Genomic DNA, 16,824 nt, shown 5'->3' on the forward strand with positions numbered 1-16,824 from the left:
CAAGGTAAAGCATTGTGTTATTTGATCGATCACGACCAAATGATCAGCAAACATTTGATGATTACTTGAATGATTTAGGAAAGAAAAATGGTTTTTCGGATATTAAAGCTTTTAAAAAATTTCTAGTAAATTCTTCTAAAAAGTGGTATCGCACCTATTCTGTTAATAATTTGGATAGATATAGGGCCATTTCTGGGCTATTTCTTGAGCTTGGTATTGATCAAAAAGAAGTATCAGATATTATGCAGATACAATGTTTTAAGTGTCTTGATCGATACCCAGAGATATGGTCATGGAATAAGATAGCTGAGTACGAATGCGTAGGGCCAGAAGCTTATACCAGTAAAACATGTGAGCCATTACAGCAAGCATTTAAAACTAAAAATAAAGAAGAATATTGCGGTTTAATAAAGTGTTCTATGAGTAAGCTCGGACTAAGTACTTCACCACTACCAGATGGGTTCTATTTTGCGGATCTGGCTGGCTTTGTTGCACAAAGATTTAAAAGATAACACTCTGCTCATTTGAACAGAATTCAAGTGACAACTTGGGTATGAGGACGACCTAATTCTGTAAATTTGTTCAATACGGCTATGCGTGCATGAATCTCATTCACCTGACTAGAAAAACTCCTTGCTGTTAATTTATCACCTAATAGTTTGATGCAATGCATCTTGGTTTCAACTAAACTTCGACGATGATAACCAGACCATTTTTTCCAAAGCGTTCTTCCTAAACGTTTAACTGTTTTCAGTAACTCATTCCGCTCTAAAGATCTCAATTTCTGATCTTTCCATGGTTTTGCATTTTTTCTTGGCGGAATGAGCGCATGTGCATCTCGATCTAGAATGACTTGTCTGCAGTGCTTCGTGTCATAAGCACCATCGGTATAGACCGAATCAATTCGTTCATCTAAGGGAATTTGAGCAAGTAAATCACCGAGTACTTGCGAATCGCTCACATTATTTGTAGTAAGCTGTACTGCACGTATTTGCAAGGTTTCAGCATCGATGCCAATATGAAGCTTACGCCATTGGCGACGATATTCAGGTCCATGTTTCTTACGTTTCCACTCACCTTCACCTAGAAACTTTAAGCCAGTTGAGTCGACGAGTAGATGTAGCCCATCACTACTTTTTTGATAGCTAATCGCAATATCAATATGTTTTTGTCTTCGACAAAGCGTACTGTAATCTGGTGCGGTCCAATTTAATCCACAAAGTTTAATCAGACTTTGAACAAAACCTGTGACCATGCGTAAAGAGAGTCTAAATAAAGATTTGATCATTAAACAGCATTGAATAGCCGTATCGGAGTAAGTTTGATTTCGACCTTGCTTGTTTTGTGGTTGTGCATACCACTGAGTGTTTGGATCAAACCAAATGGAAATGTTGCCCCGATTAATGAGAGCGCGATTATAGGAAGACCAGTTGGTTGTACGATAAGTTTTAGGAGTAGGTTTATTCATTTTGAAATTATAGGACTGAATAAACCTTATAGGCTAGGTTTGTGCAACAAAGCCGATCTGGCTTCAAAAGAAAAACTAATGAAACGTTTCCGGAACTATAGTGGGATGAAAGAGCTTTCCATATGTTAGCGGCAGTGTAAAAATGACCCCCTAATGGCATTTAAAAACTGACCCCCTTGGTTAATATAGCGGTCATTTTGGACTGCTCAACATGTTAACTTTGGAGCAAGCAGTGACAATCCAAATACTTCATCAACAAGGTAAATCTATTAAAGCCATTAGTCGTGAACTGGGGGTGTCCAGAAATACCGTACGTAAATATTTACGGCAAAACACCACACCTCAGTATCAGCGTATACAGCCTAGAATAAGTATCCTTGACCCATATAAACCCTATTTACTCCAACGTGTAAATGCAGCTCATCCTGAATGGATTCCTGCTGTCGTGCTCTACCAGGAAATTTTAAGGTTGGGATATCCAGGAAAGATCAGGATCTTGAGGGAATATCTTGCAACATTAAAACCAGTTGCCAAACCGGAACCGATCATTCGTTTTGAAACCCAACCTGGCCAACAAATGCAGGTAGATTTCACGACAATTCGACGCAACAACACGACTTTAAAAGCCTTTGTCGCAACATTAGGGTATTCCAGAGCGACTTTCGTGAAATTTTATGATCATGAACGTACCGATGCATGGATCGATGGTCTAGAAAATGCATTTCAGTTCTTTGCAGGAGTACCTCAGGAAATCCTGTTTGATAACGCTAAAACGATCATGATTGAACGGGATGCCTATCAGGAGGGGCATCATAAATGGAACCCCAAACTGCTCGACTGCGCCAAGAAATACAGCTTTCGTCCCCGCGTATGTAAGCCCTACCGTGCACAGACCAAAGGCAAAGTTGAACGCTTTAATGGATACCTCAAATCAAGCTTTATTGTGCCATTGAAAGCAAGCCTGAAGACTTCGGGTTTACTGTTAGATGTTGATGTCGCCAATGCCCACATTGGCCGGTGGCTGCATGAAACCGCCAATCAGCGGATTCATGCCACCACGCAAGAAAAACCGGCTGTTCGACTGCAACAGGAGCAGCAAAAATTTACGCCATTACCGCAATCAGATACAGGTTCCAGCACTGTACCTGTTGCAGCAGCACAGCATGTCATGCCCTACGAGAGTTTGCAGCATCCCTTATCGGTATATGACCAGTTGCTGGGAGTTTCCTGATGAATCTGCAATACGACCGTATAGAGCAACTTTGCCAAAAGCTTAATCTGCCTGCCATCGCATCACAATGGTCACATCATGCACAACAAACATTAGGTCAGGATGGAAGTTATGCCGACTTTGTTGAAGCGATCTTGACGCATGAATATGCTGCCAGGCAACAGCGTAGCCAGCAGGTACTGATGAAACTCTCAGGCCTGCCTCAAGTCAAAACCCTGGAAGACTATGATTTTAATTATGCCCTAGGGGCCCCTAAATCACAGGTGATTGAACTGTTCAATCTGAGCTTTATTGCTAGAGCAGAAAATGTGGTGTTTCTCGGGGCTAGCGGAGTAGGAAAAACGCATTTATCTATGGCATTAGGCTATAAGGCCATCATGAACAACATTAAGATCAAGTTCATTACCGCAGCGGATTTAATGCTGCAACTGAGTACAGCCTATCAGCAAGGTAAATTGAAAACCTATATGCAACGTGCGGTACTGGGACCAAAGTTACTGATTATCGATGAAATTGGTTATTTACCGTTTGGACGTGAAGAAGCGAATCTGTTCTTTAACGTGATTGCCAAGCGTTATGAAAAAGGCAGTACGATATTGACGAGTAACTTACCCTTTAGCCAATGGTCTAAGTCATTTGCGGATGATGTTACGTTGACCGCTGCGATGTTAGATCGGCTATTACATCACTGTCATGTGGTACAGATATCGGGTGAGAGTTATCGTCTAAAAGATAAAAAGAGAGTAGGAATTCAACCACAAATTGAGTCTTAATAAATCATCAAAGGGGTCAATTTTACTTTGCTGTTTTTAAGGTAAAAGGGGTCAGTTTTAAATTGCCGTTGACACATAGATAGGCTGATAGCATTAAGATCTCAGTAACTATTAGATATTTTATTATCGATTGTGAGATCATTGAGATGCTTCTCGCCAGACCTAGCATCGAACCAAATGAATGCTTAGTTAGTTATTTGATTCGAATATCAGAGAAAAATGGCTTTAAGCACATAGGTCATTTGCTGCGTCACGCTGGTTTGGCTTGGAAAAATAATCGTGTACCAGTTCATCAGATTTTAACTGGTGAGTTTGATCTCAATGTGTATTTATTGCAGCTTGGGTTAGCAACTTGCTCCTCTAAAATTGAGCCAATATCTCACTCTTTTCAAAATGTTATTGATACGCCCTATCTAATCGTTAAATATCCAAAAGTATGTCCAGATTGTATTGAAGAATTTGGATTCTGTAGATTTGAATGGAGCTTATTGCCATACCTTGCATGTGTGCGACATGGAAAATTATTGATAGATATGCATTCTGGTACTAGCAAACGGTTGAATTGGTATCGTAGGTATTTAAATAAGTTTGATGATACTGATGTTATCAACTCATTAAGTAATGTTGCTCCGTCTGAGGCAATCAAACTCAGCCAATATATTGAAGCATTATTGAATGGTAGAAATGGTGTTACTTACCCTGAAATTCTGCAAGGTTTGGAGCTTCGAGAGTCTCTTAGCGTAATGCATTTTATTGCTCATTATAGATCAAGGTTATTGGGTGGTTCGTTTCAACCTCTTTCAATGACGAATAGTGAGCTTGCTCAACATTATCAGTACGTATGGGCAATGCTTGAGAATTGGCCAGATGCTTACTACAAGTTCCTCAACCAGTATCTTGAGCATCCGATGAGTAATAAAGGAGTCGGTGGCTTACATAAACATTTTAGGGATTTATATGAGTCTCTACATCGTCAGAGTGAAAACAAGGGAATTGCTCGGATCAAAGTTGAATTTGACCATTACATAGAGAATTATTGGCCTAGTGTCTTAGAATCGAAGCGTATAACACGCATCCAGTTAACTACCCGAGAACGAAATGTTGTTTCCAGAAAGGAAGCTGCCAAAATTCTTAATTGCCATCCAGATAGAGTAGATAAATTAGTACAACAACAAAAGCTTACACCTCGTGTTTTTGAAGGGAAAAAGCACTATTCCCGTGAACAGGTTGAGGGCCTTGCAATACAGATATCCTCAAATTGGTCGATGGATGAGGCTTGTGAGGCATTACAGCTCACAAGATACCAGCTAAAGCAGTTGTTAGATGCCGGTATATTACATACGTTTCAGCGCCCAGATACGTTCAACCGGGATTGGATCATTGATAAAGCACAATGCCAAGAGCTGATAGTAAGCTTGAGCCAGAAAGCACGGAAGAGCCCCACACTTTCGGGATCACTCTCAATGATAAGCATGCAGCGTAGAGGCTACTCAATAGTTCGATTAGTTCTAGCTATGCAAGCTGGGCAGATTGAGTTTGGGCAACTCTACGTTGCTGATCGTCCTTTAAGTTTTAAGCAATTTACAGATTTTGCTTTAATCTAAATAGTTATTAATTTTTTCGAAAAAAATAATTTAGTATGATAAAAAAATTATAAATGTTCTCAGATGATTTAATACAAAATCATCTGAGGGTTCTTGATTGTGTAAATTTTGAAATTAATACTACTTCTTTAATTGAAAAAAGAGACTATAAAAAATTTAAAAGAAAAATAGTGATCGTATCAACAAGTAATAGCGAAATAATTTTTGTACTTGAAAAAACACAGAAAAGTTTATTTAAGTACATCATTTCATATTGAATTTTAAAATTAGCTCATCACTATTTTTGATTAAATAGTGATCGTTGTGGTGTTGGTAGGAATTCAAGATGATGCAAAATATTTTTTTCAGGGTTACAATTACATACAGAGTATTACATCAAAATAATGAAGTAACCTTTCTCTAAAGATTTTTCATCCTCTATTTTAACTCTGGTTATTTGTTGGAAGGTCAACTGTAATTTTTATAATGGATTTTATTAATGGAACACCAAATTTTATTAGAAAAGCTATTGCAACAAGATGAAAGTTTATGCTTGGAATTTAAATCATTTTGGTACTGGAAATTAGAAAGAGAAAATTTAAAACAGAAAGGTTGGGATGAGTTTTTAAAAGATTTTATTTCGATGTTTAATACATATGATAATAATGATTCTCCTAGGTATTTTATTTTTGGGTTTAATGAAAAAACAGCAGAAAAAAACAATTTTTTTACGAATTCAGATGGTGATGATTTAAAAGAATTGCTAGATTTAGAAAATTTAAAATCAGATCTAATTACACGATTAGAAACCACATGTAATTATTCAATAAGTTCGACTGATAATATAATTAATATAGATGATTTTTTTGAATTTGAAACTATTAATGTAGAAGGAAAAGTATTGCTATTATTAACATTACATCATGCACCATTCTATATTACTCTAAAAAGAGATTTATCAGATGGTATGAAAGAAAATGTTATTCCTGTACGATCAATTAAACAAAATTCACCAAGAAACTCTATATTACCTAATAATCAGACTAGTACTTTAATAAATATTGTCGAAAAAAATAGTAGAAATATTCAAAAGCGAGATAAAAGAAGTATTAGAAGGATTGTTGAAGCATTTCAAACTAAACACTTTCCTTCTGCTACCGTTCATTTAAGAGAAGAAGCTAGAAATAAATCTGGAATTTATTTTGAAATATTTGAAGTACTTTCAGAATTAAATCCTGCTCAAATTTTTATTTATATAACTTCTTTCACGCGCCAAGAAAAAACTATTAATAATATTTTTTCATTTTATTTACAAAATCTACGAGAAGCTTCAAATATTTTTATTTTAGTAGATAAAGAAAATAGAGTAGGAGGTACTATTGATCTGGATAGAATTGAGAAATTATTTAAAGAAAAGCTTGAAAAAAACAAAAAAGCTGTAAAAGTTGAATACCTAGAAAACTTTTCTATAAGTAAAATTTATAAGGAAGAACTGTTAGAAGAGATTTTCTCTATTGAAAAACCTTCATCTCATAATGTATATATTTCACCTGATATTAAACAAACTAATGGAGAGAAAATAAAATCAGATTTATTTTTTGACGAATGGATTAAAAATGATGAAAGTCCAATTTTAGTTATAAAAGGTCCTGGTGGTGTTGGAAAAACAACAGTTGCTAGGCAGTTTATATACAAGATTCATAAGAAAAATAGAGTCTTAACTCCTGATGTAAATGATACAAAATATTTGTTTATTAATTCACATGGAATTATTAATGAATTAATGTCCTCAGGAAAAATAACTGATTTATATGACTTCTATCAAGTATTAGCAGAAGTACATAATACTAAAAAAAGATTTAATAGACATACATTTAGTCTTTCTGCTGATAATGGTAATTTAGTAATTGTCTTGGATGGTATTGATGAAGTTATTGCTAAAAAAGGTAGTGACTTTGATGTAGTGAAACTCATGAATTCAATCACTACAGAGTATTTAGGAAGTTTAGGAAAAACAAAGATTATTATTACCTGCCGTGACAGTTTTTGGAGTAATGATTTAGTTGAATTAAATAATATAAGTGAAATTGAAATATTACCTTTTGATAAAGATCTAGCTGAACAATATTTTAGAAAGATATTTGATGATGGTAGTAAGCAAAAAAAAGCTATAAATATGGCTCGTGATTATGAAATCAGTGGTAGTTATGTTCCATATATACTTGATATGATAAGAGAAATTATTATTTCTGATGAGGAAGGCTTAGGTAAAGCTAGTTTTGATAGCAAACTATTAAAATCATTCAAGAATACACATGACTTTCTAATAGGTAAAGTTTGTGAACGAGAAATTAAAAAACTAGATAATACTAATATTGATGAACAATTAGAATTATTCATGGATATGGCACTTCGTTATTCAGGAACTTTAAATCAATTACAATTAAAAGAATTACTATCTAAAAAATTCTCTCAAAAGAATTTAACCAAGTTTAATGCTCATCCTTTATTAAAGGAGTTAGATGGCATCTTGAGCTTTAGATATGACTTTTTTGAAGAATACTTTAAAGAATTATCTTTATGTGTGTTTTTTGAGCAAGATGATGTTAAGTTATCGAACCTTAACTCGTATTTAATTGATATTTTAAAAGACTATGTCAATTATGATAATGATTTTGTTGAGGATTTAAAGATTCGAATTAATGATACAGAGAAACTTAAATCTGATCTATATCTTCTATTAGCCGACTTAACTGAATTAGACCCGAATAAATATTCAGATATTATTAATATTAATAAAAAACACATCACATCTTCTTTCTTTATACTATTGCTATTAAATAATGAGTACAGTAAAGAAGCACGAACTGCATTATTAAAGGATATATTCATGACAGGAAAATGTATTGAAAATTTTTCTTTAATTAATTTACATACTATCAATAAAAAAATAAATTTTGACTTTAAAGGTTTGAAATTTAACAATTGTCATTTTGAAAATTTCTTTGAATGTGATTTTGATGAAGATACTTATTTTAGAAATAGTACTTTCTTGCCAAAATTGCGCAAAAATTCTCAAATTTCATCTAGTCTTACACAAAATAATATTGATAATTCAACTTGTAGGTATGATGGCTTACAAGGATATTTTGATGAAATAAAAGAAAAAGGAGTAAAGGAGAGAGACTTAAATGATAAATTTTTGAGAGATGTTATACGCTTTTTTTGGAAAGGAATTGGTTTTAAAATTATACCTAAGCAAAATGTAAATAATAGATTTAAAAATAATTATGCCCTATTAGATAAATTATTATCTATCTCTTTCTTAAAAGAGAAAAAGATTACAACAACACGTGAACGGAAAGAGCCACACTATTATATTTCAGAGGAATTTGATGGTGTTAGAAAAATTATGGAAGAGAATCAGACCTGTGTAGAATTTGAACGAGTTAAAAAAATGATGAGAGAGTAGATAAAATTTCTAATAATAATTTTATATAGATAAATTTATTATTGCAGACTTATTTATTAGTGAATAAGTCTGCAATACAAATAATTCAAATTTTCATACATGCTATTAAAAAAATAAAAAATACTATCAATTAATGTGTTGAATTAATAGAAATATTCGCTATTTTCCTATTTGTAAAAGAAGCATTAACTATTTTATCATGACAAAGAATTAGAAAAAATTAATTTCATTTCACTAAAATATTGCTATATCCTTGTTCTTTAGCCTGTATAAAAAAATTAGGGAAAAGAAAAAACTATATCCGCTGACTATTTTCTATTAAATTCTTCTTTAAAAATCAATGATTTTCTAAAGAAGAATAGAAGTATCAATATATTAATATTATTGGAATATTCAACCACGCTAAAAAATTTAAATCCATCATAGATATTAAGGTTGCTTGTTTTAAAACTACGTCAGTTTGATAATCATTCTAATTACTAAAAATTAAATCTTTCTAAGACTGTAAACGTGGTCGCAATGCTGTTCTAATATCAGAAAGCTGGACACCCTCGGACTGTAACTGGCTTCGGACAGCATTAAATACATCTTCTACTTGATTAGGATCACTAATTGTTACTATGACACTAAATGGTATCGGTTCTTTAATTACATAATCCGCTCTAGTTAATGGCTCTACCACTAAACGACATTGTGAGGATTGTCCCACGCCTTCAATAAATACATCACTTGATTGTTTGATTGGCCACCATTTAGCTCCTTGTGCAATTCTTTCTTTTTCTAAACCACTATCTGCTTTTTCATTTCGAATCATTCCACGATAAGAGATATTTCCAGTATTTTTATCAATTTTAGCTTGTCTTAGCCATGTGTTTATATTTACTAGAACGAATTCAGCCCCATTTTCTCGTTCAATAGGAGGACGATATACTGTCGTAATTTTCACACTACCAAGACATTTCCCTTCTGAAGTAACTAGGCAAGATGGCCATGCAAAATCAAAAACCATTTGCTGTCTATGCCCAACTTCACCATTAAAAACCATTGTAATTTCATGATTATTTAATAATAGTGATGAACTAGCATTTTGAGGTAATCCAACCCCAACGTAATCTTTTGCAATTCTTTTTAAATTTTTCGATTGTAATATTTCTGGTATTTCAGAATTATGCAATAACAATCCACATAAAGCTTCTCTTAGTACTTTTCCTTCAATTGCAAAATCTAGTGCTGCAAGCGTTTTTGCTACTAAAGGAGCAGCATAACTAGTACCACAACCTTGACATAAATTGCCATCAGGGCTTATCGAATAAAGGCCATGTGATTTTGTTAACCCTCCACCCACATGTGCAATATCGGGCTTTGCTCCATATGATGGACCAGGTCCTTTTCTAGTATACTGGGCTGGTTTTACATGACCTGTCATTGAGCTTGGATCTAAAGCGCCTACTGTAATAGAACGTAGACTATCTGCTGGTTGGTAAAGTCTATCTTTTCCTGAATGTCTATACTCTGCAAGCATTTGCAAAGCATCTTTATCATCTGATGGCCAAGGTTTTCTTACAGTATTTTGATCTAAATTACCTGCTGGCAATACAAAAATTACATCATATTTGTCGCATATCTGGTCTATTGTATTTGCAAAGAAACTATAGCGGGTATCCTCAACTAAAGTTTCAACAGACAAACTCATATTAAAAATACGAACCCCTTTTGAAACTGCATCTGCTATTTCAATTTCAAGCTGCTCAAGAAAATCTATAAACCCATTTGGATAGTAATATGAAAATTTCTTTTCATCTGGATATATCCCCAAATCATAAAACTTACATTCACTTTCTTCTAACTCAGGTAGAGGATTTAACTCTTTACCTGCACTTACAAGTCCAGCAATGAATGTACCATGATCAGTTTTCTTCATATTTGGAAATACAAAATCAGAACTCCCAATACTCCATGAATTTAAGGCATCAATGTCAGCAACACCAGAATCAATAATTCCAACCACAGGATAATTTTTACCTGCTTGCGGTAAATTCAAAGTATAAACAGATTCACTAACTGTGGACTCATTGGATGCTTGTAAAATTGGTGGAAGAAAGATAGATCTGACAATTTGTGAATTATCTAAAAAGGCAAGTAATGACTCATGATCTTCAAGTGTTGCTCCATTTGGGCGATTCATTTTAATTACAAAAAAAGTGTTAGAAAGCCAATCCTTATTCACTTCTGTTACAGAAATTGGGATATCTAATCCAGTTAAGCTAGCTTTAAATTTTCTCAATAACTTTAAAGACTGGCTCTTCTGCTTGTCATTAACAGTTTGTGAAACAAAATCAGCTGAGTAGAACGTTTCTATATAATAAGCTCCACCTGTTCTAGCATCACTTAACCAATTCCAAGCTTGTTCTATCGTAAAATTTCTTCGCTCTTGGGTTGAATAAGCTCTAATTGTACTAATTGCACCAACCTCACTCCTTTGAGCACTTGGTTTAGCAACTAGTTTACCTTTTTTATCTTTTACCCAATTTGTTTTTTCTTCAGCAGAGATTACAGCTAATTCAGCTGTTTGGAGATCTTCTTCAGATAATTCAACAATTAAGCGTCCGAGCTCATTGCCACCAATAGATCGTACTTTTTTTAAAGGAAAAAGTTTATCTGTTGGTTTATGACTTTTAGCCCATGCAGCTGATTGCAATTCAACAGTAGCATATATAACTTCATTATCTTTGAGCATTTTACTACTTTTAAGATATTGAATTTCATCAATCAAATTTTGCTTATGATCTTTGAAATCTTCATCACGCCCAGCATAAAAATCCTTATGGCCTCCACCTGGTGGCTTATTATTGGCCACTACATAGTTTTGTGTATTTAGGACAATTTGTACTGGGTTATTACTCATATTTTTATCCTTCTAAAGCTACGATATCTTTATTTGAATTTAACATTTTGCTAATTTTAGGCTGTGTTACGCCAAATAGTTGAGCTATTTTCATCTGTGAAAACCCTAACTCAGTATCATGGCTTAACACTTGAGCCAACTCTTCAGGTGAGCTTAATACCTTTTGTTTTCGATCATTACTATTTGTGTTTGCATTCAAACGCAAATATTCTTTAATTGTTTCTAAAAAATGAAATTCTTTGTCTAGAATAGCAATTTTCCTTTGAATAAAGAATGCCAATTTCTCAATATCTGATCCGCTATAACCTTTTGATAACCATACTAAAAAGTCCAGTTGAACATCTGTTATTTTAATTAAATCGTTAAAGTGGTTCTGTAACATGGTACGTCGTGCTAAAGCAACAGGTTTTGGAATTTCGATTCTTAAATCAAACCTACGCCAAATAGCTGAATCTAGAAGTAATTCATGATTGGTAATAGCCATAGTAAATCCTATCTTACTTCTTTCATCTAAACATTGGAGTAATGTATTTACGACTCTTTTTAACTCACCAAGTTCATTCGGATCATCACGTAACTTAGCAATTGCATCAAATTCGTCTAACAATAAGATGCATTTATATCTATTTGCAAAAGCAAAAAGATTTGCAATATTTCGTGCTGTTGTACCTAAAAATGATGAAAGCAATCCATCAAGGCGTGCCACAATAATAGGTAATCCTAATGTTTCACCAATATGGTGTGCTAATAGTGTTTTACCCGTACCAGGCGCTCCAAAAAGCATCAAAGATAATGCAGGCTCAATTCCCTTCATTTTTAATTTATCAACATGTTTCCACTCATCCAAAATATTATTGATACTTGAAGCCAATCCGCTTTCGAAAATTGGCAAAGTTATAGGCTTAGCTTTAGGGAAAATAATTTCGGCTAATGGTGCACTTGTTTCTCTATCAACAGGAGCCTTTACTGTTGGAATCAATTGTTCACCACTTAAAGCATTTGATGAAAGAATAACTCTGCTCGGCAAGATTTCTATATTCTTTTTTTTAGCTTGTAAAAGCTTTTTTAATCCAGCAACTTGATCTACCTCTTCATCTTTCTCCAAAGCTTTTATCAACCTTTCAACATGACCTGATATGGCTGGATTTTCGACTTGTAGTGCTGCTCTGCATATAGCGACAACAATTGAATAATGTTGCATGTTCCACCTAATTGCTTTCTATTCCAAAAAATAAAAAACTATAACTAATTTCTAGTATTATATAGCAAAAAATCAGATAAATATTGTGTTTTTGCGTGAACTTATGCCAAAAATTGGTTTTTATATAAAGAAAACTATACTTTTTATAACTAAAAGCATATTTTAAATATATCTTGTGTTCCGATGACAAAAAATGTATTTATTCTTGGATTGTGAATTTAATGGTTGGCATGATCAAGGTACAGGTGAATTGATTTCATTAGGCTTAGTGTCTGCCGACGGCAAATATGAGTTTTATGAGGTGGTGAGCTGTAAGGATCCTGGTCCTTTTGTTGAACAACATGTCCTGCCAATTTTAGGACAATCAGCTATTCCTATATGGGAGTTAGTGAACAAGTTGTGCAGTTTCTTATGGGAGGTAGACTCTCAACAAGAGGAGCACATTACTATCGTAGCTGACTATCCTTCAGATATAGAGCTATTTAACCGTATTTTGCTCTTAGGACAAGGGCAATGTATCAATGTTCCAGTATTAGGTTTCTTACTCGATTTGTCACTCACTACGAAGAACTCTATGATTCCCCACAATGCTTTAGCTGATGCTAGAGCTTTGAGCATAGATTATGCATTGAAGTACGCCCATAAGATTGTAAAGTGAGTTGGCATTGAAATTAGCCACAAAAAAGTGGCTTTTTATAATATTATCCTACAATTTAATTTATAGATTTATGCTTCAAAAGGCTTAGTTGAGCGGGGGCTAGGCTATTTTTTTATAAAGTTATCCTACAACTGACATTAAGTACGGCTAAGGATAAAATCAAAAAGCCCGCATATGGCGGGCTTTTTGCTGCGCAGATGAGCAATAAAATTGCGCCTAATCTGTGCACAATTTTCCAGATCAATCGACTGAATTAGGCGAAATGAATTGATTTGGAACACATGATGTATACAAGTTTGTATGCAGAAAAGTAGCCATTTGGGCGCAAATCCACCTAAAATGCAGTGCATTTAAAAATTAATAAATTATTGATAAATATTAAAATAATTAAAAATTTGATAATGATTTGTATATCATTAAATCCCGCTTGGCATAGAAATTGAATTGGCATTCATAGCACGAATAACAATCATGCATTGCAAAATGCACCCTAAGTTTCAAGTTTGGAGAAAATCAAGATGTTCCAACAAAAATTACTCACGAAAGCATTCCTTGCAACTGCAATGATGGGGACTATTGCTTTGACAGGTTGTTCAAAACCTGCGGAGAAAGCGGAAACAGCAACGTCTGAGCCAGCAGCGGCAGTGAGCAGTGGTGACACCATCAAAGTCGGAATTTTGCACTCGCTCTCAGGCACCATGGCAATTTCTGAAACCTCACTCAAAGATACGGCCTTGATGACCATCAATGAAATTAATGCCAATGGTGGGGTACTGGGTAAAAAATTAGAACCTGTGGTGGTTGATCCTGCATCTGATTGGCCTTTATTTGCTGAAAAAGCACGTCAACTCATTACCCAAGATAAAGTCGCGGTGATTTTTGGTTCATGGACATCGGTATCGCGTAAGTCTGTGTTACCAGTGGTAGAAGAATTGAATGGTTTATTGTTCTATCCCGTGCAGTATGAGGGGCAAGAACAGTCTAAAAACATTTTTTATACGGGTGCTGCGCCAAACCAACAAGCGATTCCTGCGGTGGAATACTTGATGAGTGAGGAAGGTGGCAAAGCTGAGCGTTTTGTGCTACTCGGTACGGACTATGTCTACCCACGCACCACCAATAAAATTTTACGTGCGTTCTTGAAGTCCAAAGGTGTGGCCGATGCGGACATCATGGAAGAGTACACCCCCTTCGGTCATAGTAACTATCAAACCATAGTTGGTAATGTGAAGAAATTTGCTGCAGGTAAGAAAACTGCGGTCATTTCAACCATCAATGGTGATTCTAACGTACCGTTCTATCGTGAGCTGGGTAACCAAGGCATTAAAGCTTCAGATATTCCTGTCATGGCTTTCTCTGTGGGTGAAGAAGAACTCCGTGGTATTGATACCAAACCATTGGTTGGACATTTGGCTGCTTGGAACTATTTCATGTCGGTGAAAAACCCGACCAATACTGAATTTGTGAATAAAATGAAGCAGTATGCGGTGCAGTATAAGCTGCCGAATGCTGACAAAATCGTGACCAATGACCCGATGGAAGCCACCTATGTGGGCATCAATATGTGGAAGCAAGCGGTTGAAAAAGCAGGCAGCACCGATGTTGATAAAGTTCGTGTTGCGATGGCTGGTCAAGAGTTCAAAGCACCATCAGGCTATACCTTAAAAATGGATGCTGAAAATCATCACCTACAAAAACCAGTGATGATTGGGGAAATTCGTGGTGATGGTCAGTTTGACGTGGTCTATAAAACACCAAATGTGATTAAGGCGGAACCTTGGAGTCCGTACATTCCTAAATAATTTTCTTAAGCGTTGAGCCTGCTGCGATCGCTGTGGGCTTTTCAGTAAGCACATCTCGATTTGAGATGTTTTAAGCAAGCTTAAGGAAGTCATATTATGAATCTTAATTTTTTTTGTGCTGCACTGTTGTGCGCAATGGCACAGCTCGTGAGTAGCAGTATTTGGGCTGAAGAGGCTCAACTTGCTGCTCAGACCCAAAGCGTATCAGCATCGAATGATACGATTCAACGTTTTGTCAAAGCTGAGTTTGCTGAGCGCCGTGCCATGCTCAACCAATGGCCGGGGACGATTGAAGAATTTGATCGACTGGTGGCACTGATCGACAGTGATGAGCTGTATCGGGACAGTGTAGGCACGACGTATATTTTAAAAAATAATGAAAAATTATTGCGTTATCCCGATGAGCAAGTGATTGAAACTTGGCCAGCGGATTTGTCTCAGGTGACTTTGGTAAACACTTTACGTAAAGCCTTAAACTTTGGACAAGCACAGGCCAAATTAAAATCTGAAGAATCTGCCCAACGTTTAGCAGCCATTGATATTTTAGAAAATAATCTGTCTGAACTGAATGTTGCGCAGATTAATCAGCTCTACCTGCATGAACAAAATAATAAAGTTAAACAGCGCTTGGCGCAGCTTAAAGCGCGCCTCGACTTTGAAAGTCCAGATGTTTTAGTCCAAATTCATGCTGCTAAAGTCCTTACCGATTCCAACCGTCCCGAGGTGCTGGCACTGGTTGAGCAAGCTTTAACTCAATCAAACTTGAACCCCGAACTCAAAGCTGTGTTGGTAGATGCCAAAAGTCAGATTAAAACACGGATTCAGGCCAGTGAATGGGCAGGGCATGTGTTTTCTGGTTTCAGTACAGCCAGCATTTTACTGCTAGCAGCACTCGGGTTGGCCATCACTTATGGTCTGCTTGGTGTGATTAATATGGCGCATGGTGAGTTGATTATGATTGGGGCTTATACCACCTATGTGGTGCAAAGCCTGTTTAAGGCCTACTTGGGTAGCTATGTCGATTGGTATTTGATTGCTGCCATTCCTGCGGCCTTTTTGGTGAGCGCGTTGATTGGCATGTTGATTGAACGGACGGTGATTCGTCCACTGTACGGTCGTCAGCTTGAAACCTTGTTGGCCACTTTTGGGGTCAGTCTGATTTTGATGCAATTGGTGCGGATGATTTTTGGCGCACAAAATGTTGAAGTCTCGAATATTTCTTGGTTATCGGGCGGTATTGCGCTGAGTCCAAGTTTAATGCTGCCGTATAACCGGATTGCCATTATTGTGTTTACGATTGCGGTGCTACTGCTGTTGGTTTACCTGCTTAATAAAACTCGCTTTGGTCTGTTTGTTCGTGCAGTGACACAAAACCGTCAAATGGCACGTGCTGTTGGTATTCGCTCTAGCCGTATCGATATGTTGGCCTTTGGGCTGGGTTCAGGCTTAGCTGGTCTAGCGGGCTGTGCCTTAGCACAAGTGGGCAATGTTGGGCCTGATTTGGGTCAGAACTATATTATCGATGCTTTCTTGGTCGTTGTGGTGGGTGGTGTAGGACAAGTTTGGGGAGCTGTGCTGGCGGCGCTTGGTTTAGGGATCAGCGGTACGGTCCTTGAAATTGGGATGGGGGCTGTTCTTGCAAAAATTATTCTACTGGTTCTTGTGATTTTGTTTATTCAAAAACGTCCACAAGGTTTGTTTGCCATCAAAGGCCGTTTTGTGGAGTAAGCG

Annotated in this window: 11 protein-coding genes; 8 read left to right on the forward strand and 3 right to left on the reverse strand. The window is 35.9% G+C overall.

All coding sequences use genetic code 11. The features are described from left to right. The first annotated feature begins 14 nt into the window (after positions 1-14). Positions 15-512 carry a hypothetical protein gene (locus ACSC9N_RS00535; protein ID WP_395474989.1) on the forward strand — a complete coding sequence of 166 codons (498 nt, stop codon included), beginning with the start codon at positions 15-17 and terminating at the stop codon, positions 510-512. A gap of 23 nt (positions 513-535) precedes the next feature. Here ACSC9N_RS00535 and ACSC9N_RS00540 read toward each other — a convergent pair whose 3' ends face one another. Continuing rightward, positions 536-1,468: an IS5-like element ISAha2 family transposase gene (locus ACSC9N_RS00540; RefSeq protein WP_001040037.1), complete on the reverse strand. Its 933-nt coding sequence runs from the start codon at positions 1,466-1,468 to the stop codon at positions 536-538. Between the two features lie 211 nt (positions 1,469-1,679). Here ACSC9N_RS00540 and istA point away from each other — a divergent pair, with 211 nt between their 5' ends. The 4 genes from istA to ACSC9N_RS00560 all read left to right on the forward strand — a co-directional run bounded on the left by istA (position 1,680) and on the right by ACSC9N_RS00560 (position 8,527). Next, complete coding sequence (gene istA / locus ACSC9N_RS00545) at positions 1,680-2,699, forward strand: IS21-like element ISAba8 family transposase (protein WP_439036097.1); 1,020 nt, start codon at positions 1,680-1,682, stop codon at positions 2,697-2,699. Next, the gene (istB, locus tag ACSC9N_RS00550; protein WP_034686254.1) at positions 2,699-3,472 is read left to right on the forward strand and encodes an IS21-like element ISAba8 family helper ATPase IstB; all 774 of its coding nucleotides are present in this window, start codon (positions 2,699-2,701) and stop codon (positions 3,470-3,472) included. Before istA ends, istB begins: the two co-directional genes overlap by 1 nt. A gap of 146 nt (positions 3,473-3,618) precedes the next feature. Continuing rightward, positions 3,619-5,076: a TniQ family protein gene (locus ACSC9N_RS00555; protein WP_419283680.1), complete on the forward strand. Its 1,458-nt coding sequence runs from the start codon at positions 3,619-3,621 to the stop codon at positions 5,074-5,076. A gap of 478 nt (positions 5,077-5,554) precedes the next feature. Beyond that, positions 5,555-8,527 carry an NACHT domain-containing protein gene (locus ACSC9N_RS00560; protein WP_439036098.1) on the forward strand — a complete coding sequence of 991 codons (2,973 nt, stop codon included), beginning with the start codon at positions 5,555-5,557 and terminating at the stop codon, positions 8,525-8,527. 496 nt (positions 8,528-9,023) lie between these two features. Here ACSC9N_RS00560 and ACSC9N_RS00565 read toward each other — a convergent pair whose 3' ends face one another. Together ACSC9N_RS00565 and ACSC9N_RS00570 are read right to left on the reverse strand one after the other, a co-directional pair. Next, positions 9,024-11,432 carry a S8 family peptidase gene (locus tag ACSC9N_RS00565; protein WP_439036099.1) on the reverse strand — a complete coding sequence of 803 codons (2,409 nt, stop codon included), beginning with the start codon at positions 11,430-11,432 and terminating at the stop codon, positions 9,024-9,026. A gap of 4 nt (positions 11,433-11,436) precedes the next feature. Next, the gene (locus ACSC9N_RS00570; protein ID WP_255031897.1) at positions 11,437-12,633 is read right to left on the reverse strand and encodes an AAA family ATPase; all 1,197 of its coding nucleotides are present in this window, start codon (positions 12,631-12,633) and stop codon (positions 11,437-11,439) included. 193 nt (positions 12,634-12,826) lie between these two features. Here ACSC9N_RS00570 and ACSC9N_RS00575 point away from each other — a divergent pair, with 193 nt between their 5' ends. From ACSC9N_RS00575 to urtB, 3 genes are all read left to right on the forward strand, one after another. Beyond that, the gene (locus tag ACSC9N_RS00575) at positions 12,827-13,291 is read left to right on the forward strand and encodes a 3'-5' exoribonuclease (protein ID WP_255031896.1); all 465 of its coding nucleotides are present in this window, start codon (positions 12,827-12,829) and stop codon (positions 13,289-13,291) included. Positions 13,292-13,809: 518 nt separating this feature from the next. Continuing rightward, entirely contained in the window at positions 13,810-15,093 is a 1,284-nt protein-coding gene (gene urtA, locus ACSC9N_RS00580; protein ID WP_395474991.1) for an urea ABC transporter substrate-binding protein, read from the forward strand. A 96-nt stretch (positions 15,094-15,189) separates the two neighbouring features. Beyond that, positions 15,190-16,821 carry an urea ABC transporter permease subunit UrtB gene (urtB, locus tag ACSC9N_RS00585; RefSeq protein WP_201701902.1) on the forward strand — a complete coding sequence of 544 codons (1,632 nt, stop codon included), beginning with the start codon at positions 15,190-15,192 and terminating at the stop codon, positions 16,819-16,821. The last annotated feature ends 3 nt before the right edge of the window (positions 16,822-16,824 follow it).

It is taken from the genome of Acinetobacter sp. PC34, from assembly GCF_051789135.1.
Classification (GTDB): Bacteria; Pseudomonadota; Gammaproteobacteria; order Pseudomonadales; family Moraxellaceae; genus Acinetobacter; species Acinetobacter johnsonii.